Origin of the sequence: Spirosoma taeanense (assembly GCF_013127955.1) — a bacterium.
Classification (GTDB): Bacteria; Bacteroidota; Bacteroidia; order Cytophagales; family Spirosomataceae; genus Spirosoma; species Spirosoma taeanense.
This window is the reverse complement of sequence record NZ_CP053435.1, coordinates 3,070,433-3,090,332: the sequence shown is the minus strand read 5'-3', so window position 1 is coordinate 3,090,332 and position 19,900 is coordinate 3,070,433. Positions and strand designations below refer to the sequence as shown.

Here is a 19,900-nt window from a genome sequence, read left to right as displayed (position 1 = left end):
ATACATACGCGTTCGGCCCAAATATAGACGCAAAAGCCTTGACTTGTGCAAATGGACAAGGTAGGCAACGTATCGTAAAAGCAGTGGATTGGTTATAAATAAGTAACAGTTTGTTACATCGCAACGTTCGGCAATCAGGAATGAAAAGTCTATAAATGAGCAAATTTTCCAGATTTTAAGCCGTTGCCAGGGATTGGGTTAGTCAATATAAAATTTACGGTTTTGCGGCATCTTATTACTTTATAAAATTCCCGATTTGGGTTAATACCTGTCTGCCAGCAGCTACCAGGTCGGTATGATGGTATTACGAACGCCGTTACCGGAAACAGGTACATGGTTGGTGCCGACAGGCCAGTGAGCATAGAAGCAGATTGGCCGACACGTCTGGCCGCCAGGCAACGCTGAAAAGTTTTCGCGTACTGGAAAAAAGAAGCCCGGCCTGACTGGCCGGGCTTCTGATTGCCGGATGGCGTCCGTTACCGGCGTTTAATATCGCCCCGAATGGCCCCCGCCGGAAACCTGGGCGTATGAATGTTGGCGTAGTAGAAACCCGCCAGCATACTGTCGACTTTAGACTGAGCCAGTGGCGAAGTGGTTGCGATAATTGGTGACGTCAGGCTCGGAAATGGAATATCGACCGGGCCAGTGCCATTCGCCTGGGTAACCTTGTGCAGGTGACCGGCTACGGGCTGGTCATTGGCCGGGAATCCCTGGTACGTAACCGTATAGCTCAGCACCCGCGTTGTGGTGTTGAGGTTGCCCACAAACGTCCCTGTTGCCGGCGACGTGGTTGAGGTGGGTTTCTCACTGACCCCATTGAGCGTGGCCGTCAGCCGGGTAATCGGCGAAATGGTGTTTGGGTTTTCGTTGTCCTCGGTCATGCAGGCCGTGAACGACAGCCCCAAAGCTAGCAGGGTTGTCAGGGAAAGGAGCGTATTTTTTTTGTTCATACAACATAAAATCTAAGCGCTAATTTTCCGAAAACAGCAACTGCAACGGAGACGGTTAACGCGGTTCGTATAGGTAAAATGGCGAAATAGACCGCATATTGTCAGGTCGTGGTTAAAACTGAGAAAACGGTCTCACTGTTTACGATTGTCCGGCTGCTTTACGGCTATTGGTCAGAATATTTCCAAAACGAACGAGAATCTTCTAATTTTGGCGCGCAGCCGGAATCCATTCCGCATTTTTGTTAGTTGTTCAACTAGGTACCCTCATTCAGTAACCGTTATCTCATTTTATTATGGCTTTCGATGTCGATATGATTCAGCGCGTATACGCCAACCTTGGCGAACGCGTCGAAGCAGCCCGGCAGGCAGTGGGTAAACCGCTGACTCTGTCGGAGAAAATTTTATACAGCCACCTTTTCTCGGGTACGCCTACGCAGGCGTTTGAACGGGGAAAAGCATACGTGGACTTTGCGCCCGACCGCGTAGCCATGCAGGACGCAACCGCGCAGATGGCCCTGCTGCAGTTTATGCAGGCGGGTCGGCCGCAGGTGGCGGTCCCGTCAACGGTACACTGCGATCACCTGATTCAGGCTGAAGTTGGTGCCGATCAGGATCTGGACGTTGCTAAAAACAAGAACAAAGAAGTGTACGACTTCCTGTCGTCCATCTCGAATAAATACGGCATTGGGTTCTGGAAACCCGGCGCGGGCATCATTCACCAGGTGGTGATTGAAAACTACGCGTTCCCCGGTGGCATGATGATCGGTACCGATTCGCACACGCCCAACGCGGGTGGTCTGGGAATGATTGCCATTGGCGTGGGTGGAGCCGATGCCTGCGACGTGATGGCCGGTCTGGCCTGGGAGTTGAAAATGCCGAAACTGATCGGCGTAAAACTCACCGGCAAGCTCAGCGGCTGGGCGTCGGCAAAAGACGTCATCCTGCGCGTGGCCGGTATCCTGACCGTAAAAGGCGGAACGGGCTGCATCGTTGAATACTTCGGTGAAGGAGCCGAAAGTCTGTCGGCAACCGGGAAAGGCACGATCTGCAACATGGGCGCTGAAATTGGGGCAACGACTTCGATCTTCGCCTACGATGAGAAAATGGCCGATTACCTGCGGGCTACCAACCGCGCCGACATCGCCGAAGCGGCCGAAGGCGTCAAGCAGCACCTGCGCTCCGACGACGAGGTCTATGCCGATCCGGCTACGTACTACGACCAGCTCATCGAAATTAACCTGTCAGAGCTGGAGCCGCACATCAACGGTCCGTTCACCCCCGACCTGGCCTGGCCGCTGTCGAACTTCGCCAAAGCCGTCAAGGAAAACAACTGGCCCGAGCGGCTGGAAGTAGGTCTGATTGGTTCCTGCACCAACTCCAGCTACGAAGACCTGACCCGGTCGGCGTCGGTAGCAGAACAGGCCGTGAGCAAAAATCTGAAAGTACGTTCGGAGTTCACCGTTACGCCTGGTTCGGAACTGGTTCGGTTTACCGCCGAGCGCGATGGTCTGCTGCAAACGTTTGAGAACATGGGCGGTGTCGTACTGGCTAACGCCTGCGGTCCCTGCATTGGGCAGTGGGCGCGGCACATGGACGACCCGACCCGTAAGAACTCGATCATTACGTCGTTCAACCGGAACTTCGCCAAGCGGAACGACGGCAACGCCAGCACCCACGCGTTTGTGGCTTCGCCCGAAATCGTTACGGCTCTCGCCATTGCGGGTGACCTGACGTTCAACCCCATGACCGACACGCTGACCAACGAAGCCGGTGAGCAGGTGAAGCTCGACGAGCCGAAAGGTATCGAACAGCCCGTAAAAGGCTACGCTGTTGAGGACGCAGGCTATCAGGCCCCGGCCGAAGATGGTTCGGGTGTACAGGTGATCGTTAGCCCTACGTCGGACCGTCTGCAATTGCTGGCACCGTTCGCAGCCTGGGAAGGTACCGACCTGAAAAGGCTGAAACTGCTGATCAAAGCGAAAGGCAAGTGTACGACCGACCATATTTCGATGGCGGGTCCGTGGCTGAAGTACCGGGGCCACCTGGATAATATCTCGAACAACATGCTGATCGGGGCTGTGAACTATTACAATGAGCAGACCAACAGCGTGAAAAATCAACTGACCGGTGAGTACGGGCCCGTACCGACTGTGCAGCGGGCCTACAAAGCCGCTGGTATTGGCTCGGTGGTGGTAGGTGACGAGAATTACGGCGAAGGCTCGTCGCGCGAGCACGCAGCCATGGAGCCGCGCTTCCTTGGCGTTCGGGCGATTCTGGTCCGGTCGTTTGCCCGGATTCACGAAACGAACCTGAAAAAGCAGGGGATGCTGGCGCTGACGTTTGCCAACCCGGCCGACTACGACAAGATTCTGGAAGACGATACGTTCGACATCAACGGCCTGACCGGGTTTGCGCCGGGCCGTCCGCTCGAAATCGTCCTGAACCATGCCGACGGCACCACGGATACGTTCCTGGCGAACCATACCTACAACGAAGGCCAGATTGAGTGGTTCAAAGCGGGTGCGGCTCTGAACATCATCCGGATGAAGCAGAACGCGTAAGGCGGCCCTACTGCTCCGATTAAATAATCCGGTGAGCCAAAGTCATGGCTCACCGGGTTTCTTTTTAGCCGGTAAGTTCTGTCGTCGGTAGCCTTCTATAACCTGACCACCGATCCGCAGAAAACGACGGGAAAATCAGGTGCTGTGGCCGGAAGGTTGTTCATCGGTCACATTTAAAATGACACCCGATGATCTAATTACTGAAGCCGGTTCATGGCCTGTTTCATAGCCAGAAACTGCCGTTTCTTCTGCAGGACAGTAGGGGCGGCCACGCGCTCGCGACAGTCAAATATGCCGCAACGTTCGCAGGCTTCATTCACCACCCGGTGCGGTACATTGGTTAACACCGGATTCTGGGGCCAGTTTCGCAGAAACTTCATTTTGCTCTTCAGGGCGTCGTTGACCGCAAAGCACATTGACACACTCATGTTCTGCTGCGTAACGGCCTGAAAGGGATGAGCTACCGAAACAATCAGGTATTGATGCCCCGAGCCGGCATATTCCGACAACTGCGCCCGGCAAAGAGTCCCGTCGAAAGCTTTGTTCAGTTGCAGCGACTGGAGTTCCTGCAGAATGGTCAGGGCCACCCACCGGCGGCAGAAATGCTCATCGACCATACCGCGCGGTCCCTGCTGCCGCGAAAGGTGCATCTCTTTGGTCAGCTGAAAGGTCGTTTGCCCGACCGTATTGTTGAAGCGATAAAAAAACAGCTGATCAATGCCAAAATGGCTCGGCAACACGTTACTGAGCCGGTAAAAGAAGCGTTCGGGCGTTGCCCCAAAGTCGGCGATAAGTTGCAGAAACGCGTCGTTATTCCAGGTTTCCTGCGAAAACAGCTCGGTCAGCCGGGTAACTAGAACCTCGCGCCGGATCAGAATAGCCCCGGCAAAATACGAAGCCTTATAGTTGTTCAGAATTTGCTCGAACGACTCGGCTTCGACCCACGAATATGTATACGGTCGGTTTTTCAGCGCCATAAAGTGGAAGCCTACCTCCCGGGCCAAGATAAACGCCCGCTGCTCTGCCGACAGGCCGGCGTTCAGATGGAGCGTACGTTGTTCCGGCCGGAAAACCGAGCGTAACGAATTCAGTTCGGGCTGCGTAAGCGGGTCAAACTGCTCAATATGGACGCCGTATCGCGTTTTGAGCAGATTGGCCAGCAGCGCTTCCGTAACGGGCTGATTCAGGGGCGCAAACTCGTTCAGGAATCGATCCGCATCGGCTTCAATATCCGGAAAATGATTATCGTGCAATTCCTGATACGAGCGAAGCATGGCCAGGTACAGCCGTTCAACGCTCATGTTGTAGCTCAGGGCAATGTCCATGAAAGTCCGAATCATGGCGCTGACTTTGGCTGGCGCTTCGGCCAGCAGTTCGAGCAGATCGGAAGGGTCGATGCCGAACAGCTCCAGCGGAATTTCGGTCAGGAACTTGGAGCGCAGCAGGTCTGAAATTGGCTCCAGTTTTTTGCTCAGCTTCAGCGAAACCAGTGTATCATAGTCGACCTGCATGGCATTGGCCAGCGCAGAAATTTTATCGGCTTTGGGGTATTTGCGGCCTTTTTCAATCTCCGTAATATACGAAACAGATAAACCGGACTGTTGCGCCAGGTCGCTGGCCGACAGACCTTTATCAAGTCGTAGCTGGCGAAGTTTCAGGCCAAATAATAAGCGAATATGATCAGCGGGCAGATTCAAGAGGGACTAACGTAAGAAGACTTAGCTTCTGTAAAGATAAGAAAATAAAAGCCCACCGGGAAGGCGGGCTGAAAAGGGAATAGGAATTCAGCAAGCGGACAAGTCTGGTCACGAATCCGTTTTCTCTTTATTTGTGCAGAACGCAACGTAATGAAGCAACTTATTCCTGCGTTGCGTTTTCTGTTGTTTTTCGCTTACGACCTCTTGGCTTACCGGTGTACTCCGCTTTTGGCGACTGGTCGTCTAATTGCAGTTCGTAACCCGTTACGCCTGCTTCATATTCAAACGGCTTTACCGTGAAGCTATATTTAGTATTGGCGTAATCAATACCGCTTTTTTGCAGAATGAGCGCCAGAGCGATGGTGTAACTTTTCGCGGCTTTTATCAGGTCAAATGCTTCCGACTGATCGTCCGCTGGGACAAGAAAAAGCGATTTTATCTTCCGCTTGCCCTGCTGTACGCCAACCTTAAAGCGAGTAGTTTCCGGATCGAAATTTAATTGCTTAACCGATTTTGCGGGAAATACTATTTTGCCTCCTGTCGAAATATAGCCCGTAATAGTAGCTGGTTTAGCTTGTACTTTAGGCTTCTGTTCGCTGTTATCCTCAATTTTGAAAAAACGGATTTCTTTCGCTTTCATAGTCTTTTATGTGAAAATACGGTACAAACTTACTGAATATCTAAGTTGTGTCAAGTAACAATATAAAATTATATAAGTTGCAGATTAGAATTTTCTGTTCAGTACCCTAAGCTGAAACAGTTGTAAAACAAGGATAGAGCTAATCCTGTCTTAATAAATAAAGCAGCGTTTTGTCCAGAAATTTCTGGTTCATATTCACTTTAATAATACTTTATCGAGGGCTTAAGGTGTGCCTATAATTAGTTGACAATAAGTTAGTTATCTATTGATAGGTTAGACTTGTTTGATGTTGGATGTCCTTTTTTTAAAAATTTGACTTAATGGTATGATTCTGATATAAACGAATTACTATCGAAATTTTTGTGAGCGAATTTTTAATTTTTGTGGCGACGTGATTCGTCGGAAATGATTACCTGTCTGCAAAAGTCGAACTGGAAATATGATGAGGCTAAATTTGTTGTTTGTGGATACTACGCTGAAACCTATGAAATAGCCATTAATTGACGCCTGGGATTTCGGACAGAATAAAAAATATGGCTGCTAATTCTGTAGCGCAGACGCCTGCGTAGCCTTTCTAGCCTGTTGGGAGAGGATGCGTCTTTTTTATCAGACGATAGTACCCAGCTTTTTTATAGATAATTGTTGCCGACTCAATTAGCCGGTTTAAATTCTTTCTAAAATCAGTAGCGCCCGTAAATACCAATCTGCATTCGCTGTAGCAAGACTTACTATTACCTGCTTAATGCTTCGATGTACCATAAAGCCATCCGGCGAAGTAAAGAGCCTGAATTCATCTGAATTGATATTGACTGATTAATGACTTATATGGCGGACGTTGCCATTTTACAAAAATCTATTAAATTACGCTTCTGATTAATTAATAACCTTTTGGTAAGTCCGCTGCCCAGCCGGCTTTAAAACCAATAGAATGCGTGATCAGATCCACCGCCTGAAGCCGTTATCCGAAATCGCTAAAATGAATTCTTTAAAATGGCTGCACATGGGCGGAAAGAAGGCCGAACTCGGTCCCGTGAATTGACGGTTTTGCCTACTCTAAAAGAGCGTTTAAGCAGGTATTATTTCTGACAGAAGCACAAGCGTAGTTCTATAATTCAGCCAGTTACCGGATCAGGCTGCAAAAATCGGAAGCCTTAAAAACGGTAAAAGGTGCCTATTGAGTATTCCCTGCTCTGTTTGCAGCAATCATGCTTGGCACAGCCATTCCAGATATTCTGGCGGTTCCGCTGGCTGGTGAAGGGTTCAGAAAATTGGGTATCCTGCTTACCTGATTCCATTTCTGGGCGTTACTAAATTACCGGGTCTGATCGCCATATTGGCTCCGGGCTTTCCAAGGGCGAAAATTTCCGGATCGACGCACACCGGCCGGATATTCGCGCTGGCATTGAATGGGTTGATCTGGCTCTGGTCGTCAATAGCCGTTCGATGTAGCAGTCAATGATGTCTTTCTTGAGCAGGATTCAGGCGCACCGGAGCGGTGCGCCTGAATCCTAGTTCGATGAAGTTCACCAGTAAGCCACTACTACCTTAGGAAAGCAGCCACCGGAGCGTCTCGGCGTTTCGTACGGCGTGGCCCCCACCGTCGTTGTTGAAATATACATAGACGTCTTTGCCCATGCCCGCCCACTCCCGGATTCGGTCGGCCCACCAGCGCAGATCGGTTTCGGAATAAGAGCCCCCGTACAGGTACTCGGTATCCGGCCCGTGCAGCCGTACATACACAAACGGAGCGGTGGCTCGCAGTACGCAGGGGAGGTGGGCTCCGCTCATGATGCAGTAAGCCGCCTGATGTTGTTCGAGCAGGCCGAAAATCGCTTCATTATGCCAGCTGGAGTGCCGGAACTCTACCGCCACCCGCATCCAGTGCGGAACCTGATTCAGGAAATAAGCCAGCCGATTATAATCACAGACCTGCTGGGGAGCCAGCTGCACCAGAAGCACGGCCCGCTTGTCGAGCAGTTCATGCCAGCAGACGCTGATCCGGTCCATCCAGCGTTCGGGTGCATACAGCTTCTTGGCGTGGGTCAGGCCCCGGGGGGCTTTAACCGTCAGCTGGAACCCCTCGGGCAGTCGCTGCCGCCAGCTCGCAAAGGTGGCCTGTTTGGGCCAGCGGTAAAAACTGCTGTTGAGCTCAACGGTCCGGAAACGCTGGACGTAGTAGCCGAGCCGGTCATGAACCGGCGTCGGGTAGGGGTACAGAACGCCCTGCCAGTGGTCGTAGCTCCAGCCCGAGGTGCCAATGTGAATACCCATAAGAAGAGAAAGTTGCCCGATTTCAATGAGGTTTATGTCTTAACGGGCAAAGAACCGGACCGTTTGTTAGTTCGTAAAATTAACGGCGTCTAAGTATCACCCTTACTCCTCATTACGTAATACGTCAATCAACCGTCAGCGCTCATCCGCAAAAACCGCCGGTTCATACCTAATCTTATAGACAGATTAGGTCTATTCAGTTACGTTTGATTGATCAATTTGAATAGAAAAGCCGCTAACGTTTACGGACGATGGTTCAGGGGGTTTCTGCTGTTTTTGGTCGGACCACGCCCCTGCTGCACTGGCCACCGATCAAAGTCTATACCCGGGATACAGGGCGGCAGTCATTTCAGGTAATGGATCTGCTATATGCACAGGCCGAGGCTAATTATAGCTGGCTCAACTGGGCCGATGGTCAGCGGATGCTCCTGCCCCGACCGCTAAATTACTATGTGGCCAAACTGCCACCGGAATGCTTTATCCGCCTGCACCGTAACTGCCTGGTCAACCGGTATTACGTTCATCATCTGGAGCGGACCGATCAGGGGGGACTGGTGTACCTGACAACCGGGGAGGCTCTGCCTGTCTCGCGTCGGCGGTGGGGAGCCATTTACCATCAGCTTCAATGCTTTTGACCGGTACGTCAACTGGAACATGGGGTTCTGTTATCGGGTTTGTCTCTGGCTCCGGATCGCCTGGCTGACCAGGCTTCCGGCCTCGCTGTTCAAATTTAGCCTGGTGCTCAGTATAACCCTCTTCACTTCGTTTTTTACCTATTATACCGGTGGTCAGAACACCCTTCCTGGTCACCCATCAGCTGAACGTCGGCGGGTTCGGGCGGCCTGAGCGAAGAGGGGGGCGTTTAACGACTTAATGCAATGGCACGTTACGCCGGTTTTGAAGTACTTCCAGAGAAAAGCGCAACGAACGCAGGCTTCTTTTATTTAATCAGACCATGGAATTGGAAGAAGAAATCGCAATTGTTCAGTTTGGGCAGGGCATCTATTCGAAAGAAAACCTGCTTACCCGATTCAGTCAACTGGATGAAGCCAGAAAAATGAGTTGGTTATGGTATATCGAAAATTTATTGCATCCATTGAAGCCTACGGAGGCCGAAATTGAATCGCTTAATGCATCCACCGCTTCGGTGAATGACGATGCTCCTTTTCTGATCATCAGGTTCTCCGGGCTTAAAAAGGTATTGCGCATACGTACGTCCAAAGGCGCAATTGACCAGTCTTATGGCCTGCTGCTTGACCTGTTCAAAATGGCCTACCAGCGGTGTTATTCCCTGGAAAGCGGAGGCTTGACCAGTTGGTGGTATCAGGATTTGTCGAACAGCGAAACCGTGCAGCAGATACTGACGCGACATCACGAATTGATTGACGAAATCTATAACAACCCCGGTTTCCGAAGTGAGTTTGCCAGTCTGGCTAAGCTATGGTATCAGGAGCATCATGGGCGAAAGGCAAAACTAGCGGAGCCCGAGCCTGTTCCTGCCGTTCAAACTCATTTTGATTTTGTTACATACAATGAGATGATTACCGGCTTTCTGGAAAACACCATTTACAAAAATTCGCGGGCGATATGGCTACTAAGTGATTCATTAGCGAAGGCACTATCAAAACAGTATAAGCTGGAAAAGGAACAGGCAAGGCGACTAGTTTGGGAGGTGGTCGAAAGACATCTCCGGAAAACGTACAATACCGGGCTGCACTGACTTGGTAACTAATACTATATTAAGATTTTTTAGCTAACTTTCAGGTTACATAAAGATTGCCCGCTTGATTAAACATTTACCGACTACTTTATTCCTGTTCGGAGTTAAACTTTTTATTGGGTTTTTTTCGACAAATTCTCTGGCTCAGTCGGCTGACAGCAAGAGTCTGGCCAGTTTATGGGGAGCTGTAACGCCAACCAAGGTTCGGCCGGCGACATCTGAGCAAATCAACCGGTTAGCCAACTGGTTACATAGGTATTCAGCGCCGACGTATTTGACCTGTCCGGAAACCGAATTCTGGATGCATAATCCCCGACCGCAGACCTGGATAAAGCCTTTTGCAGACCTGCGGGCATCCAGTTCATACGCCTGTAATCAACAGGTGCTGAACCGGTTAAAAGCGACTGTCGGCCCGGAGCGGAATACCCGGCTGGTCATGTTGTGGATACAGCAGGCAAACTTTCATAATGCATATAGTGAGTATCGGCTGGCCGAAACGATTGCCCGGCAGGCGGGTCAGCTGGCCGACTCGCTGAATATCTTCCGGGGCTGGGCCCGGCTGTCGCTTTCACGCAGCCTATTTGGGCAGGAAAGCGATTTTCCCGCTACCTACGCGACCGCTCAGGAAGCACTCGAACTGGCCAGACAGGAGCATGATCGGGTACTCGAGATGCAGGCCCTTTCGCTGCTGGGTAATCTGAACCGGCGCGTTTATTTCGGCGCTTCACTGAAAGCCATTCCGTACCATGAGTCGGCGCTGGCCATAGCCATCAGTCAGCACGATACGGTTCAGATAGCCCAGGAAATGATGGCCCTGGCGATGAACTATGAAGACGCCCGGCAGCATGATCGGCAGGCGGCCTATATGCTGAAGATCACGGGCCTGCTGGCCCGGCGACCAATGCCTCGTGTCCTGGGGCGTATCTATATACTTTCATCGGCGCTTCCACTTGGCGAAAGCCGGGCTGGTCTTCAGCACCTGTATCAAACAGCGCTCAGAGTCAGTCAGCTTACGGGTGAAGCGATCCAGGAGGACAACGTGCTGAATGCCCTTTATGATTTTTACGTGGACAATGGTCAGTTCGATAAGGCGAAGTCATTACTTCCCCGGCTGGACTCGCTGTATGCTCTGATGGCCCGGCACAAAAGCTATGTCCCCTCAACGAACCTCAGGCATTACGCCAATCGGAAACGTATGGGCGATGTAGCCGGTGCGTTGGCTTACCTGGAGAAAGAGTATTCATCTGTCACCCACCAATACCAGACTCAGAACTCGGTCAGCCTGGCTCAGTGGGAGGCTACCTTTCAGACAAAGGAAAAAGATCGGCTGCTTTTGCAGCAGCGGCAGCAGCAACGATATCTGGTTAGTGTGATTGTGCTGATAAGCCTGTTGCTGATTACGGGGGGTATTGCGTTTTATCACCAGCTCAAAAACCGCCGGGCCATCGGCCGTCAGATGAAGGTGATCGAAAGGCAGGCGGAGCAACTACAGCGGGTCGATCAGATGAAGACGCACTTCTTTGCTAATGTATCGCACGAATTGCGCACGCCCCTTACCCTGATTCTGGGACCGCTCAGCAGTGTGCTGAACCGCCAGCGGCTGGATGCCTCAGATGCTAAGCTGATTCGGCTGGCCCGGCGTAACGCCCGGCAATTACTGGAACTGGTCAACGAAATTCTGGACCTGAGCAAGCTGGAAGCTGGTAAAATAGCGGTAGCGCTGCAGCCGGTACAGCTCAGTAATATGGTGCGGCTCATTGTGGCCAATTTTGAGTCACTTGCTTACTACCGCGACGTAGCTTTTACACTTACGTATGATGCTCCGGAGTCACTAACCGTTGAGCTGGACACTGACAAACTGCGTAAAGTACTTAATAATTTATTGTCAAATGCCTTTAAAGTGACGCAGGCTGGCGATGCCATAGTCCTGGGGGTAGGCACGCATGACGGAAAACTTCGGTTGTGGGTAAGCGACACAGGCCGGGGTATTCATCCCGACGATCTGCCTTACGTGTTTGATCGGTACTTTCAAACTAACCGGACCGATACAGTCATTGAAGGCGGTACGGGTATTGGACTGGCACTCTGTCAGGAATACGTACGCACGATGCAGGGCAAACTCTGGGTCGAAAGCCAATGGGGGCAGGGTACTACATTTTTTCTGGAATTACCGTGGCAGGAAACGTCGGCCAGCGTGCCTGAGCTTGAGGCTGGTCCGGATGAGCCTCAAGGGGCGCCGACCGGACTAATTCCGCCTGTTTGGGAGAGCGCAGCTTCCGGCGATACGATACTGGTAGTGGAAGATAATCCGCATCTTCGGGACTACCTGACGATGATCCTGCAGCCCCGATTCACACTACTGACGGCTGAGAATGGGCAGGAGGCCCTGCAACAGCTGACGCAGGCCGACAAGCTGCCTTCGCTCATCATCACAGACGTAATGATGCCCCTGATGGACGGCTTTCAGCTTCTTGATTCCCTAAAAACCAGTGATATCTTTCGGCTTATTCCAGTAGTCATGCTGACTGCCCGGGCTGATAAAACGGATAAACTGCGGGCGTTGCGGATTGGCGTCGACGATTACCTGCTCAAACCTTTCGACGAAGAGGAGTTGATAGCCCGGATTACCAGTCTCCTAGCCAACCAGAAAGAACGACAGAGGCAGGTTTCGAGCCAGGAAGAAGTGCGAACAGGTGCGTGGGCTACTGCAGTTGAGAGAGAATCTGGTCAGACCGTATCTGCTGCCGATATGGCGTGGCTGGAAAAACTGGAAACTGCCACGTTTGCTCAACTGAGCAACGCGAACCTGACCGCCGAGAGGCTGGCCGATGACATAGCCGTGAGCCGGAGCACCCTATTTCGGGAAGTAAAGCGGCTGACGGGGCTGACGCCCACCCAGTACATCACGGAAGCCCGCTTCCAGCGTGCCCGCCAGCTTCTGGAAGATCGGGAGGTGTCCAGCGTCAAACAACTGGCGCAGTTGGTGGGCTTTCGTCAGGCAAACCATTTCTCGACCAGCTACAAAAAGCAGTTTGGCAAAAGCCCCTCGGACTACTTCTGAGTCCTTCTGTTTCTGTCAGGATGTTGCCAAAAGATCGGGCTGCTCTCAACTGGAGAGCAGCCCGATCTTTTGGTGGCCTGATGGCTCACTCAAGGCGCGTGGAAACGCAGGAAGGTGGCTATTGTTGGGTAGCCTTTGCCACTTGACACGCTGGTGTAGTATGATTGACACGCTGATGTATGTCTTAATACGGCTATGTATATAGTTTGATACGCTGGTGAAGGGCAAGTGGACGTGCTTTGTAATGGAGCAGCGGTAAGCCCGCCAATACTTGGCAATGGCTGCTTCTGGCATCGTAAAACTAACCAAATGCTTTGTATGAATAATATTTACACACATCAGATTGCTTCACTGCTGAGTGGCAGCAGAGCTATGTTGTACACTAGTTCTCCGCACAGCGGCCCAACCAGATTTCCTTTGCCCATTGCCAAAACCATCCGGATCATAGCGCTGGCACTAACTTTAATTTCCCAACTCCCGGCCTATGCTATTGACAAAGTTTGGACAAACGGGAGTGGCGATGGTAAATGGAGCACTGCAGCCAACTGGAGTCCGGCTTCTGTACCGGGCTCAGCAGATCGGGCTGTATTCAACGGTACATCCAGTGCTAACTGTACAATAGATGTCAACCCCACCATACAGGGTATTGCTACAGCAGCTGAATACGGTGGTACTGTTTTCCAGGGGGCATCTACGATCACTATTTCCGTAAATTTTACTGTTGCCGGTGTAGAGGACTTCAATGCAGGAACAGGACTTGTCCTCTTCAAAGGAGGTGTGACCCTTGCTTCGCGGGCTCCTGTTTACAAGGCGGAAATTGATGGCAGTATCTTCATAAGTAATAACCTGAAGATTCTCAATGACCTGACCATTACGGCAATCGGCACTATGGTTTTCAACACAATCTCTTCGAGTGGGAATTCGCTACTGGTAGAGGGGGATGTGATTGTCAATGACCCTAATGGGTGGCAGGAGACTGGTAGCAACAATACCGCCTTATCAACCCTAAGTCTGGTAGGTAGTGGTGATCAGACCATCCGAAGCACTACCGGCTCAAAGGCGGTTCTGACTTATCTGATTGTAAACAAAAACATGGGCAATGTGCTGTTAGCTAATGATTTGGAGGTCAGCAGGCAGCTAAATGGTTCGGCTTCGGCCCACATCCGGTCGGCCAGTAACGCCAACAGCAGGTTACTGCTCACACAGACAACACTGGCCTATGAGGGTGACGTAGAGAACGTAGAAATAACCGGCAATGGCGGTATTGGCCTCAGTACTAACTTTACGGTTCTAAATGAGTTGACCCTTACATCAGTCAACACCATCATCACAAGCACACTATCCGGCGGTGGGGGTGCCCTGTTAGTAGGTGGCAACGTGATGGCTAATGACCTTAATGGCTGGGGAGCTACCGGCACCAACAACACAGCCCAGGCCACGCTGAATCTAGTCGGTGGTGGTGATCAGATTATCAGCAGCACGGGTTCCAAAGCTGTTCTGCCGCAACTGAATGTAAGCAAAAGCGGTGGCAATGTACTGCTGGCCACTGATCTGGAGGTTAGTGGGCGGCTTAGTGGTTCGGCTTCGGCCCACATTCTATCGGCCAGCAACGCCAACAGCAGGTTAATATTTACAGGCACTACACTGGCTTATCAGGGTGATGTACAAGATGTAGAGTTGGCTGGCAGTGTCTTCATAAGTAATAACCTGAAGATTCTCAATGACCTGACCATTACGGCAATCGGCACTATGGTTTTCAACACAATCTCTTCGAGTGGGAATTCACTACTGGTAGAAGGGGATGTGATTGCCAATGACCCTGATGGGTGGGCTCCAACCGGCTCTAACAATACGGCGCTGGCCAGACTACAACTGACAGGCAGTGGTGATCAGACCATCAGCGGAACTGGGAGAATTCCCCAACTCTATATGGCCAAACCGTCGGGTAAGTTATTAATACCATCCCTATCTGTAGCCAATGGGTTTAATTTAATTACTATATCCAATGGAGCCTGGGATGTAAGCGGGTATTCCGTTACTTCCTCAGGTGGATTTACTTCAAATGGAGGTAAAATCATCGGCACAGGTACGCTGAACGGAGCCGTAACGTGTAGCGCTGGTGGCGGCATAGCGCCGGGTAATGGCGCGGGCTGCCTGACCATCAATGGAAATCTGTCTATGGGAAGTGGTTCTGCCTTGACCATTGATATTGCCGATGGTGTTGCCTGTATTAACCATGACCAGCTTGTTGTAAATGGTTCAGCTAATATTAATGGGGCGACGCTGGTGGGGGGCACGGTGTCAAGACTGGCCGTCCCAATCAAAATTCTGGAAAACGACGGTACCGATGCCACATTCGGAACATTTACATCGGCACCTAACAATGCGACGATCACACTGGGCGGTACAAAGTATATAATTAAGTATAATGCAGGAAGCAATGACATTACACTGGAGGACCCGAATCCTAATAAGGCACCCACGGCTGTTTGTAAACCGGTTACCGTAGCGGCCAATGGTCCGGGTTGTACGGCGATGGTCAACGCGCAGGACTTCAGTAATGGTTCTTCTGATCCTGAGGGTGGTAACCTAACCTACTCGGTTTTGCCGGCCGGACCTTTTGCCGTCGGTACAACAACGGTGACGCTCACAGTTACTGACCCACTGGGAGCTACGGCCAATTGCCAAACCACGGTTACCGTGCAGAATGCAACGGAAGCGCCATTGGTTAATGATGCATCAAACACCTTCACTTATAACGGCAGTCAGCAGACGGCAACCGCTGCGGTAGGTAACGGCGCAACGGTGCAGTACTTTTCAGCGCCCGCAGACGGAGACCCCGTTAGCCCAACAGCTACCAACGCCGGTACGTACACTTACTACGCGCAGGCAGCCGTCAACGGATGCGTTAACCCGAACCGCACCAAAGTAACCCTGCAAATCAACAAAGCGAACCCCACCGTTGACGTGGCTGGCTACACCGGCGTGTACGACGGTCAGGCGCACGGGGCCACCGGCACTGCCAAAGGGGTAAAAGGAGAAACACTAACCGGCCTGAACCTGGGGGAAAGCTTCACCAATGTGCCAGGGGGTAGTGCAGCCTGGAGTTTCACCGATGCCAGCGGCAACTACACCAATGCGGGCGGTACGGCTACCATCACCATTAGCCAGGCCCCGCTGACGATTGTGGTTGATAACAAAACCAAAAATTACGGTCAGGACAACCCGCCCCTGACCGGTACGGTAACCGGTCTCATTCCTTCAGACGGCATCAGCGTTACCTACAGCACTACGGCGGACAAGAACAGCGAAGCCAAAGAAGAAGGCTACCCCATCACGGCCACGCTGGCTGATCCCAATAATAAGCTGACGAACTATTCCGTGAGCAATACACCGGGTGTGTTCTCGGTGGTGGGCAAGGCCAACCAGCCTCCGGTGGCGGTGGCCAGAGACATCACCATTGCGCTGGATGCCAATGGCAAGGCCTCCATCACGCCGGATGATATTGACGGGGGCAGCACGGATGATCAGGGCATTACGAACAAAGCCGTTTCGAACACCACGTTCGGTTGTAATCCGGCTAACTATGCCCTGGCCTTCAACGGCACCAATCCGGGCGGTTATTTTACCTTACCCGCCGGCGTGGTTAAAGGGCTGACCAATTTTACATTTGAAGCCTGGGTGAACTACCAGAACAACGGAGCCTGGTCACGATTCATGGACTTTGGTAATAATACGAATGTGAACATGTTCTTTACCCCGGCGTCAAACCGGGCACCCAATGCCGGCAACCCGCGATTTGCCATTACTATCGCAGGAGCCAGTAACGAAGAACTCATTACTTCCAACATGGCTATGCCGACAGGCTGGCATCACGTTGCTGTCGTGTTGAAGCAGGTGTCGAGCAACAGTGTAATCGGTACCATGTACATTGATGGGAATGTGGTCGGTACAAATAATGTCATGAAGCTGACCCCGAACAGCCTGAATGGCGGCATTACCAATAATAATTACATTGGCCGATCGCAGTATCCCGATCCTTATCTGAAAGGGCAGATGGATGAAGTGCGGATCTGGAGTGTAGCCCGAAGCGCTGCCGATATCAACACCTTCAAGAATAAGTCGCTTTCGGGTAACGAATACGGCCTGTTTGCCTACTATGATTTTGAGGATGGTCCGGGCAGTACCAAAGTGAAGGATAAGTCGCCCAGCAAGAATGATGGTACCCTGTTCAACATGACCGGCTACCAGTCATTCGTGGCGCCCGGGGTTATTCAGCAGTTGGGGACCGGGGTGAACAGCGTTACCCTGACCGTATCGGATGCGGCAGGACTCAGCTCGTCGGCCGTGGCTAAGGTTACTGTGGTCGATAACATTGCCCCCACGCTGACGGCAGTTAACAAGACCGTGGCGTTGGTTGCCGGTTCGGCCACCATCCAGGTTAGTGATGTGGTAACCGCCTATTCGGATAACTGTGGCGTAGCCAGTCTGCAACTCAGCAAGTCCAGCTTCGACTGCAGCAACCTCGGTGAGAACACCATCACCGTATCGGCTACCGATGTCAACGGGAAGTCAACCAGTGTGCAGGTCACCATCACCGTGACCGACCCCCAGTTTTCCTGCAATAAAGCGCCGGTGGCGGTGGCTAAACCGCTGGTCGTTCCGGCCGGTGCGAATTGCCAGAGTACAGCTACGGCAGCGGCTTTCGACAACGGTTCGTCTGATCCCGATAATGATGCGCTGACGTTCAGTGTTCTGCCCGCTGGGCCCTATGCTCTTGGCGTTACCAATGTAGTCTTTACCGTCACCGACGCCCGGGGTGCAAAGAGCAGTCAGAACACGACTGTTACGGTAGAGGACAAGACAGCCCCAACGTTCAACGCCCCGGCCGACCGCACGGTTAGCCTGCTGGCAGGATGCAGCTTTGCGGTGCCGGATCTGCTGGCGGGTCTGACGGGCAGCGACAACTGCAGCAAAGTGAGCTTTACCCAAAGCCCGGCTGCCGGGACAAGTCTCAACTCGGCCCCGGGTCAGACCCATCCTATAACCATCACGGCTAAAGATGAGGTCGGCAACAGCATCGGGAAAGCCGTTACGTTGACGGCCCAAGACGAGCAGAAGCCGGTAGTAGCAGTACAGAACCTGACGCTGCAACTCGACGCTACCGGAAAGGCCAGCATCATGGCGACTCAGGTCAACAACGGCTCCTCAGATAACTGTACTGACGCAGCCAGCCTCAAGCTGAGCCTGGACAAGACCAGTTTTGACTGCTCAAACCTGGGACCTAATTCCGTCACGCTAACGGTGACAGATGCCAGCGGAAACAGCGCTACGGCGGAGGCTGTAGTCACGGTAGAAGATAAGACGGCTCCGGTCATCACCCCCAATGGCGACAAGACCGTTGCTACCGATGCCGGTCAGTGTAGCGCTACGGTCGCCGTCTCGGCTTCGGCAACCGACAACTGCTCGGTGGGCGCTCCCTCTGGTGTGCGCAGTGACAGCAAAGCCCTGACCGATGCCTACCCCGTGGGCAAGACGACCATCGTCTGGAGCGTGACCGATGCCAACGGCATTGCGGCAACGAACGTAACGCAGACGATCGTAGTAGAGGACAAGGAAAAGCCCCTGGCGAAAGCCCAGAACCTGACGGTGCAGCTCGACGCTGCGGGTAAGGCTGCCGTCACTGCCAGCCAGCTCAACAACAACTCTTCGGATGCCTGCGGTATCCAGTCAATGAGTCTGGACAAGACTAGCTTCGACTGCGTCAATCTGGGCCAGAACACGGTTACCCTGACGGTGACCGATATTCACGGCAACCAGAGCACAGCCACTGCCGTGGTGACGGTGGAAGACAAGAGCAAGCCAGTCACTACCTGCCCGGCAGATGAGGTGAAACATTGCTTTGCTGCTAACAATACCTACCAGATTCCAGCTTTAGTGACTTCGGATAACTGCGGAATTGCTTCGGTGAGCTATGTCATTAGCGGGGCCACTACCCGCAGCGGCACGGGCAGCGATGCCAGTGGTGTGTTTCAGGTGGGCACCAGCACGATTCAGTGGACGGTGACCGACCAGAGTGGTAATCAGTCGCAGTGTAGCGGCACAGTGGTTATCAATGCGTCCCTGAGCGCGACCCTACCCAGTGTGAACCCCATCGGGGCTGGGGCGGAGCCCAACACGATCTATGTGGGCTACGGTCCTCAGAGTCTGGCCTACAAGCCAACGGTGAGTGGAGGCACAGCGCCTTACAGCTATAAGTGGAGCAATGGCTCGACGGGGTCCTCGCTGGTGGTAACAGTGGCTGGGGACTACAGCGTGACCATCACCGACGCCCGGGGCTGTGTGCAGAGCACGAGCGTTGTATCGGTGAAGATGGTGGACGTGCGCTGCGGCAGCAAGAACGACAAGGTGATAATCTGCCAGAAGACGGGCAGCGATAAAAATCCCTGGAATCAGCTCTGCGTGGATGAAAACGCGGTAGCGGCTCACCTGGCCAAGGGCGATAAGTTAGGTCAGTGCGGCACCGTGCCCGGTGGTCGGGTAGCGGCTGAGGAGCAGCCCGAGCTGAGTATACAATTGATGGCGAACCCGCTTGAAGGTGGTCAGCTGCGGGCCCGCGTGTTGGGTGCTGGCGGTCAGCGACTCACAGTAGAGCTAGTGGATATGCGGGGCCATGCGGTTCAGCAGCAAAGCTGGGAGCAGGCTGCTGGTGAGCAGTGGGTTGATTGGACGATCGATGCTCAGCCCTCAGGCCTATATGTGCTGCGGGCGGTCAGCAACGGCCGTCAGCAGAGTATCAAAGTGCTGAAGAAAGAGTAGTGATTTAAATTAAAGTTTTTGTGATGTAGAACAGGCCCCGGCAGTGATGTCGGGGCCTGTTCGCGTTGATCGTTAGCCAGGCCGTGCGGTTAAGATCGCCCCAGCCGGCGTCATAGCCTCCACCAGTTGATTCCCTCTTGGTGAACGATCGGCCAGAGTTGTACGCTGATTTCAAAGACTT

10 protein-coding genes are annotated in these 19,900 nt (G+C 52.5%); 6 read left to right on the top strand and 4 right to left on the bottom strand.

The window, feature by feature from the left end; genetic code table 11:
- Window positions 1-476 precede the first annotated feature (476 nt).
- Window positions 477-950, bottom strand: a complete 474-nt coding sequence (locus HNV11_RS12970; RefSeq protein WP_171740068.1) for a CHRD domain-containing protein — start codon at window positions 948-950, stop codon at window positions 477-479.
- 293 nt (window positions 951-1,243) lie between these two features.
- Between HNV11_RS12970 and HNV11_RS12965 the strand changes: the two genes are divergently transcribed.
- Entirely contained in the window at window positions 1,244-3,511 is a 2,268-nt protein-coding gene (locus HNV11_RS12965) for an aconitate hydratase (protein ID WP_171740067.1), read from the top strand.
- Window positions 3,512-3,708: 197 nt separating this feature from the next.
- On the opposite strand, the gene HNV11_RS12960 is transcribed toward HNV11_RS12965, so the two are convergent.
- The 3 genes from HNV11_RS12960 to HNV11_RS12950 form a co-directional block, all read right to left on the bottom strand.
- Window positions 3,709-5,208 (bottom strand): helix-turn-helix domain-containing protein, encoded by a 1,500-nt coding sequence (locus HNV11_RS12960; protein ID WP_171740066.1) that lies wholly within the window; start codon window positions 5,206-5,208, stop codon window positions 3,709-3,711.
- A 160-nt stretch (window positions 5,209-5,368) separates the two neighbouring features.
- Window positions 5,369-5,848, bottom strand: coding sequence for a hypothetical protein (locus tag HNV11_RS12955; protein WP_171740065.1), 480 nt, complete (start codon window positions 5,846-5,848; stop codon window positions 5,369-5,371).
- Between the two features lie 1,545 nt (window positions 5,849-7,393).
- Window positions 7,394-8,119, bottom strand: coding sequence for a DUF72 domain-containing protein (locus tag HNV11_RS12950; protein ID WP_171740064.1), 726 nt, complete (start codon window positions 8,117-8,119; stop codon window positions 7,394-7,396).
- A gap of 251 nt (window positions 8,120-8,370) precedes the next feature.
- Between HNV11_RS12950 and HNV11_RS12945 the strand changes: the two genes are divergently transcribed.
- The 5 genes from HNV11_RS12945 (at window position 8,371) to HNV11_RS12925 (ending at window position 19,719) form a co-directional block, all read left to right on the top strand.
- Entirely contained in the window at window positions 8,371-8,754 is a 384-nt protein-coding gene (locus HNV11_RS12945) for a LytTR family DNA-binding domain-containing protein (RefSeq protein WP_171740063.1), read from the top strand.
- A gap of 19 nt (window positions 8,755-8,773) precedes the next feature.
- A complete protein-coding gene (locus HNV11_RS12940) occupies window positions 8,774-8,965 on the top strand; it encodes a hypothetical protein (protein WP_171740062.1) in 192 nt (63 codons plus the stop codon).
- 109 nt (window positions 8,966-9,074) lie between these two features.
- Window positions 9,075-9,839: a DUF5958 family protein gene (locus HNV11_RS12935; protein WP_171740061.1), complete on the top strand. Its 765-nt coding sequence runs from the start codon at window positions 9,075-9,077 to the stop codon at window positions 9,837-9,839.
- A 301-nt stretch (window positions 9,840-10,140) separates the two neighbouring features.
- Window positions 10,141-12,900: a response regulator gene (locus HNV11_RS12930; protein ID WP_171740060.1), complete on the top strand. Its 2,760-nt coding sequence runs from the start codon at window positions 10,141-10,143 to the stop codon at window positions 12,898-12,900.
- A 417-nt stretch (window positions 12,901-13,317) separates the two neighbouring features.
- Complete coding sequence (locus HNV11_RS12925; protein ID WP_171740059.1) at window positions 13,318-19,719, top strand: LamG-like jellyroll fold domain-containing protein; 6,402 nt, start codon at window positions 13,318-13,320, stop codon at window positions 19,717-19,719.
- Window positions 19,720-19,900 lie beyond the last annotated feature (181 nt).

Bases quoted from the DNA above. Each gene is read 5' to 3' on its own strand.
- HNV11_RS12970 (WP_171740068.1), bottom strand. From the start codon at position 950: ATGAACAAAAAAAATACGCTCCTTTCCCTGACAACCCTGCTAGCTTTG.
- HNV11_RS12965 (WP_171740067.1), top strand. From the start codon at position 1,244: ATGGCTTTCGATGTCGATATGATTCAGCGCGTATACGCCAACCTTGGC.
- HNV11_RS12955 (WP_171740065.1), bottom strand. From the start codon at position 5,848: ATGAAAGCGAAAGAAATCCGTTTTTTCAAAATTGAGGATAACAGCGAA.
- HNV11_RS12950 (WP_171740064.1), bottom strand. From the start codon at position 8,119: ATGGGTATTCACATTGGCACCTCGGGCTGGAGCTACGACCACTGGCAG.
- HNV11_RS12945 (WP_171740063.1), top strand. From the start codon at position 8,371: ATGGTTCAGGGGGTTTCTGCTGTTTTTGGTCGGACCACGCCCCTGCTG.
- HNV11_RS12940 (WP_171740062.1), top strand. From the start codon at position 8,774: ATGGGGTTCTGTTATCGGGTTTGTCTCTGGCTCCGGATCGCCTGGCTG.
- HNV11_RS12935 (WP_171740061.1), top strand. From the start codon at position 9,075: ATGGAATTGGAAGAAGAAATCGCAATTGTTCAGTTTGGGCAGGGCATC.
- HNV11_RS12930 (WP_171740060.1), top strand. From the start codon at position 10,141: ATGCATAATCCCCGACCGCAGACCTGGATAAAGCCTTTTGCAGACCTG.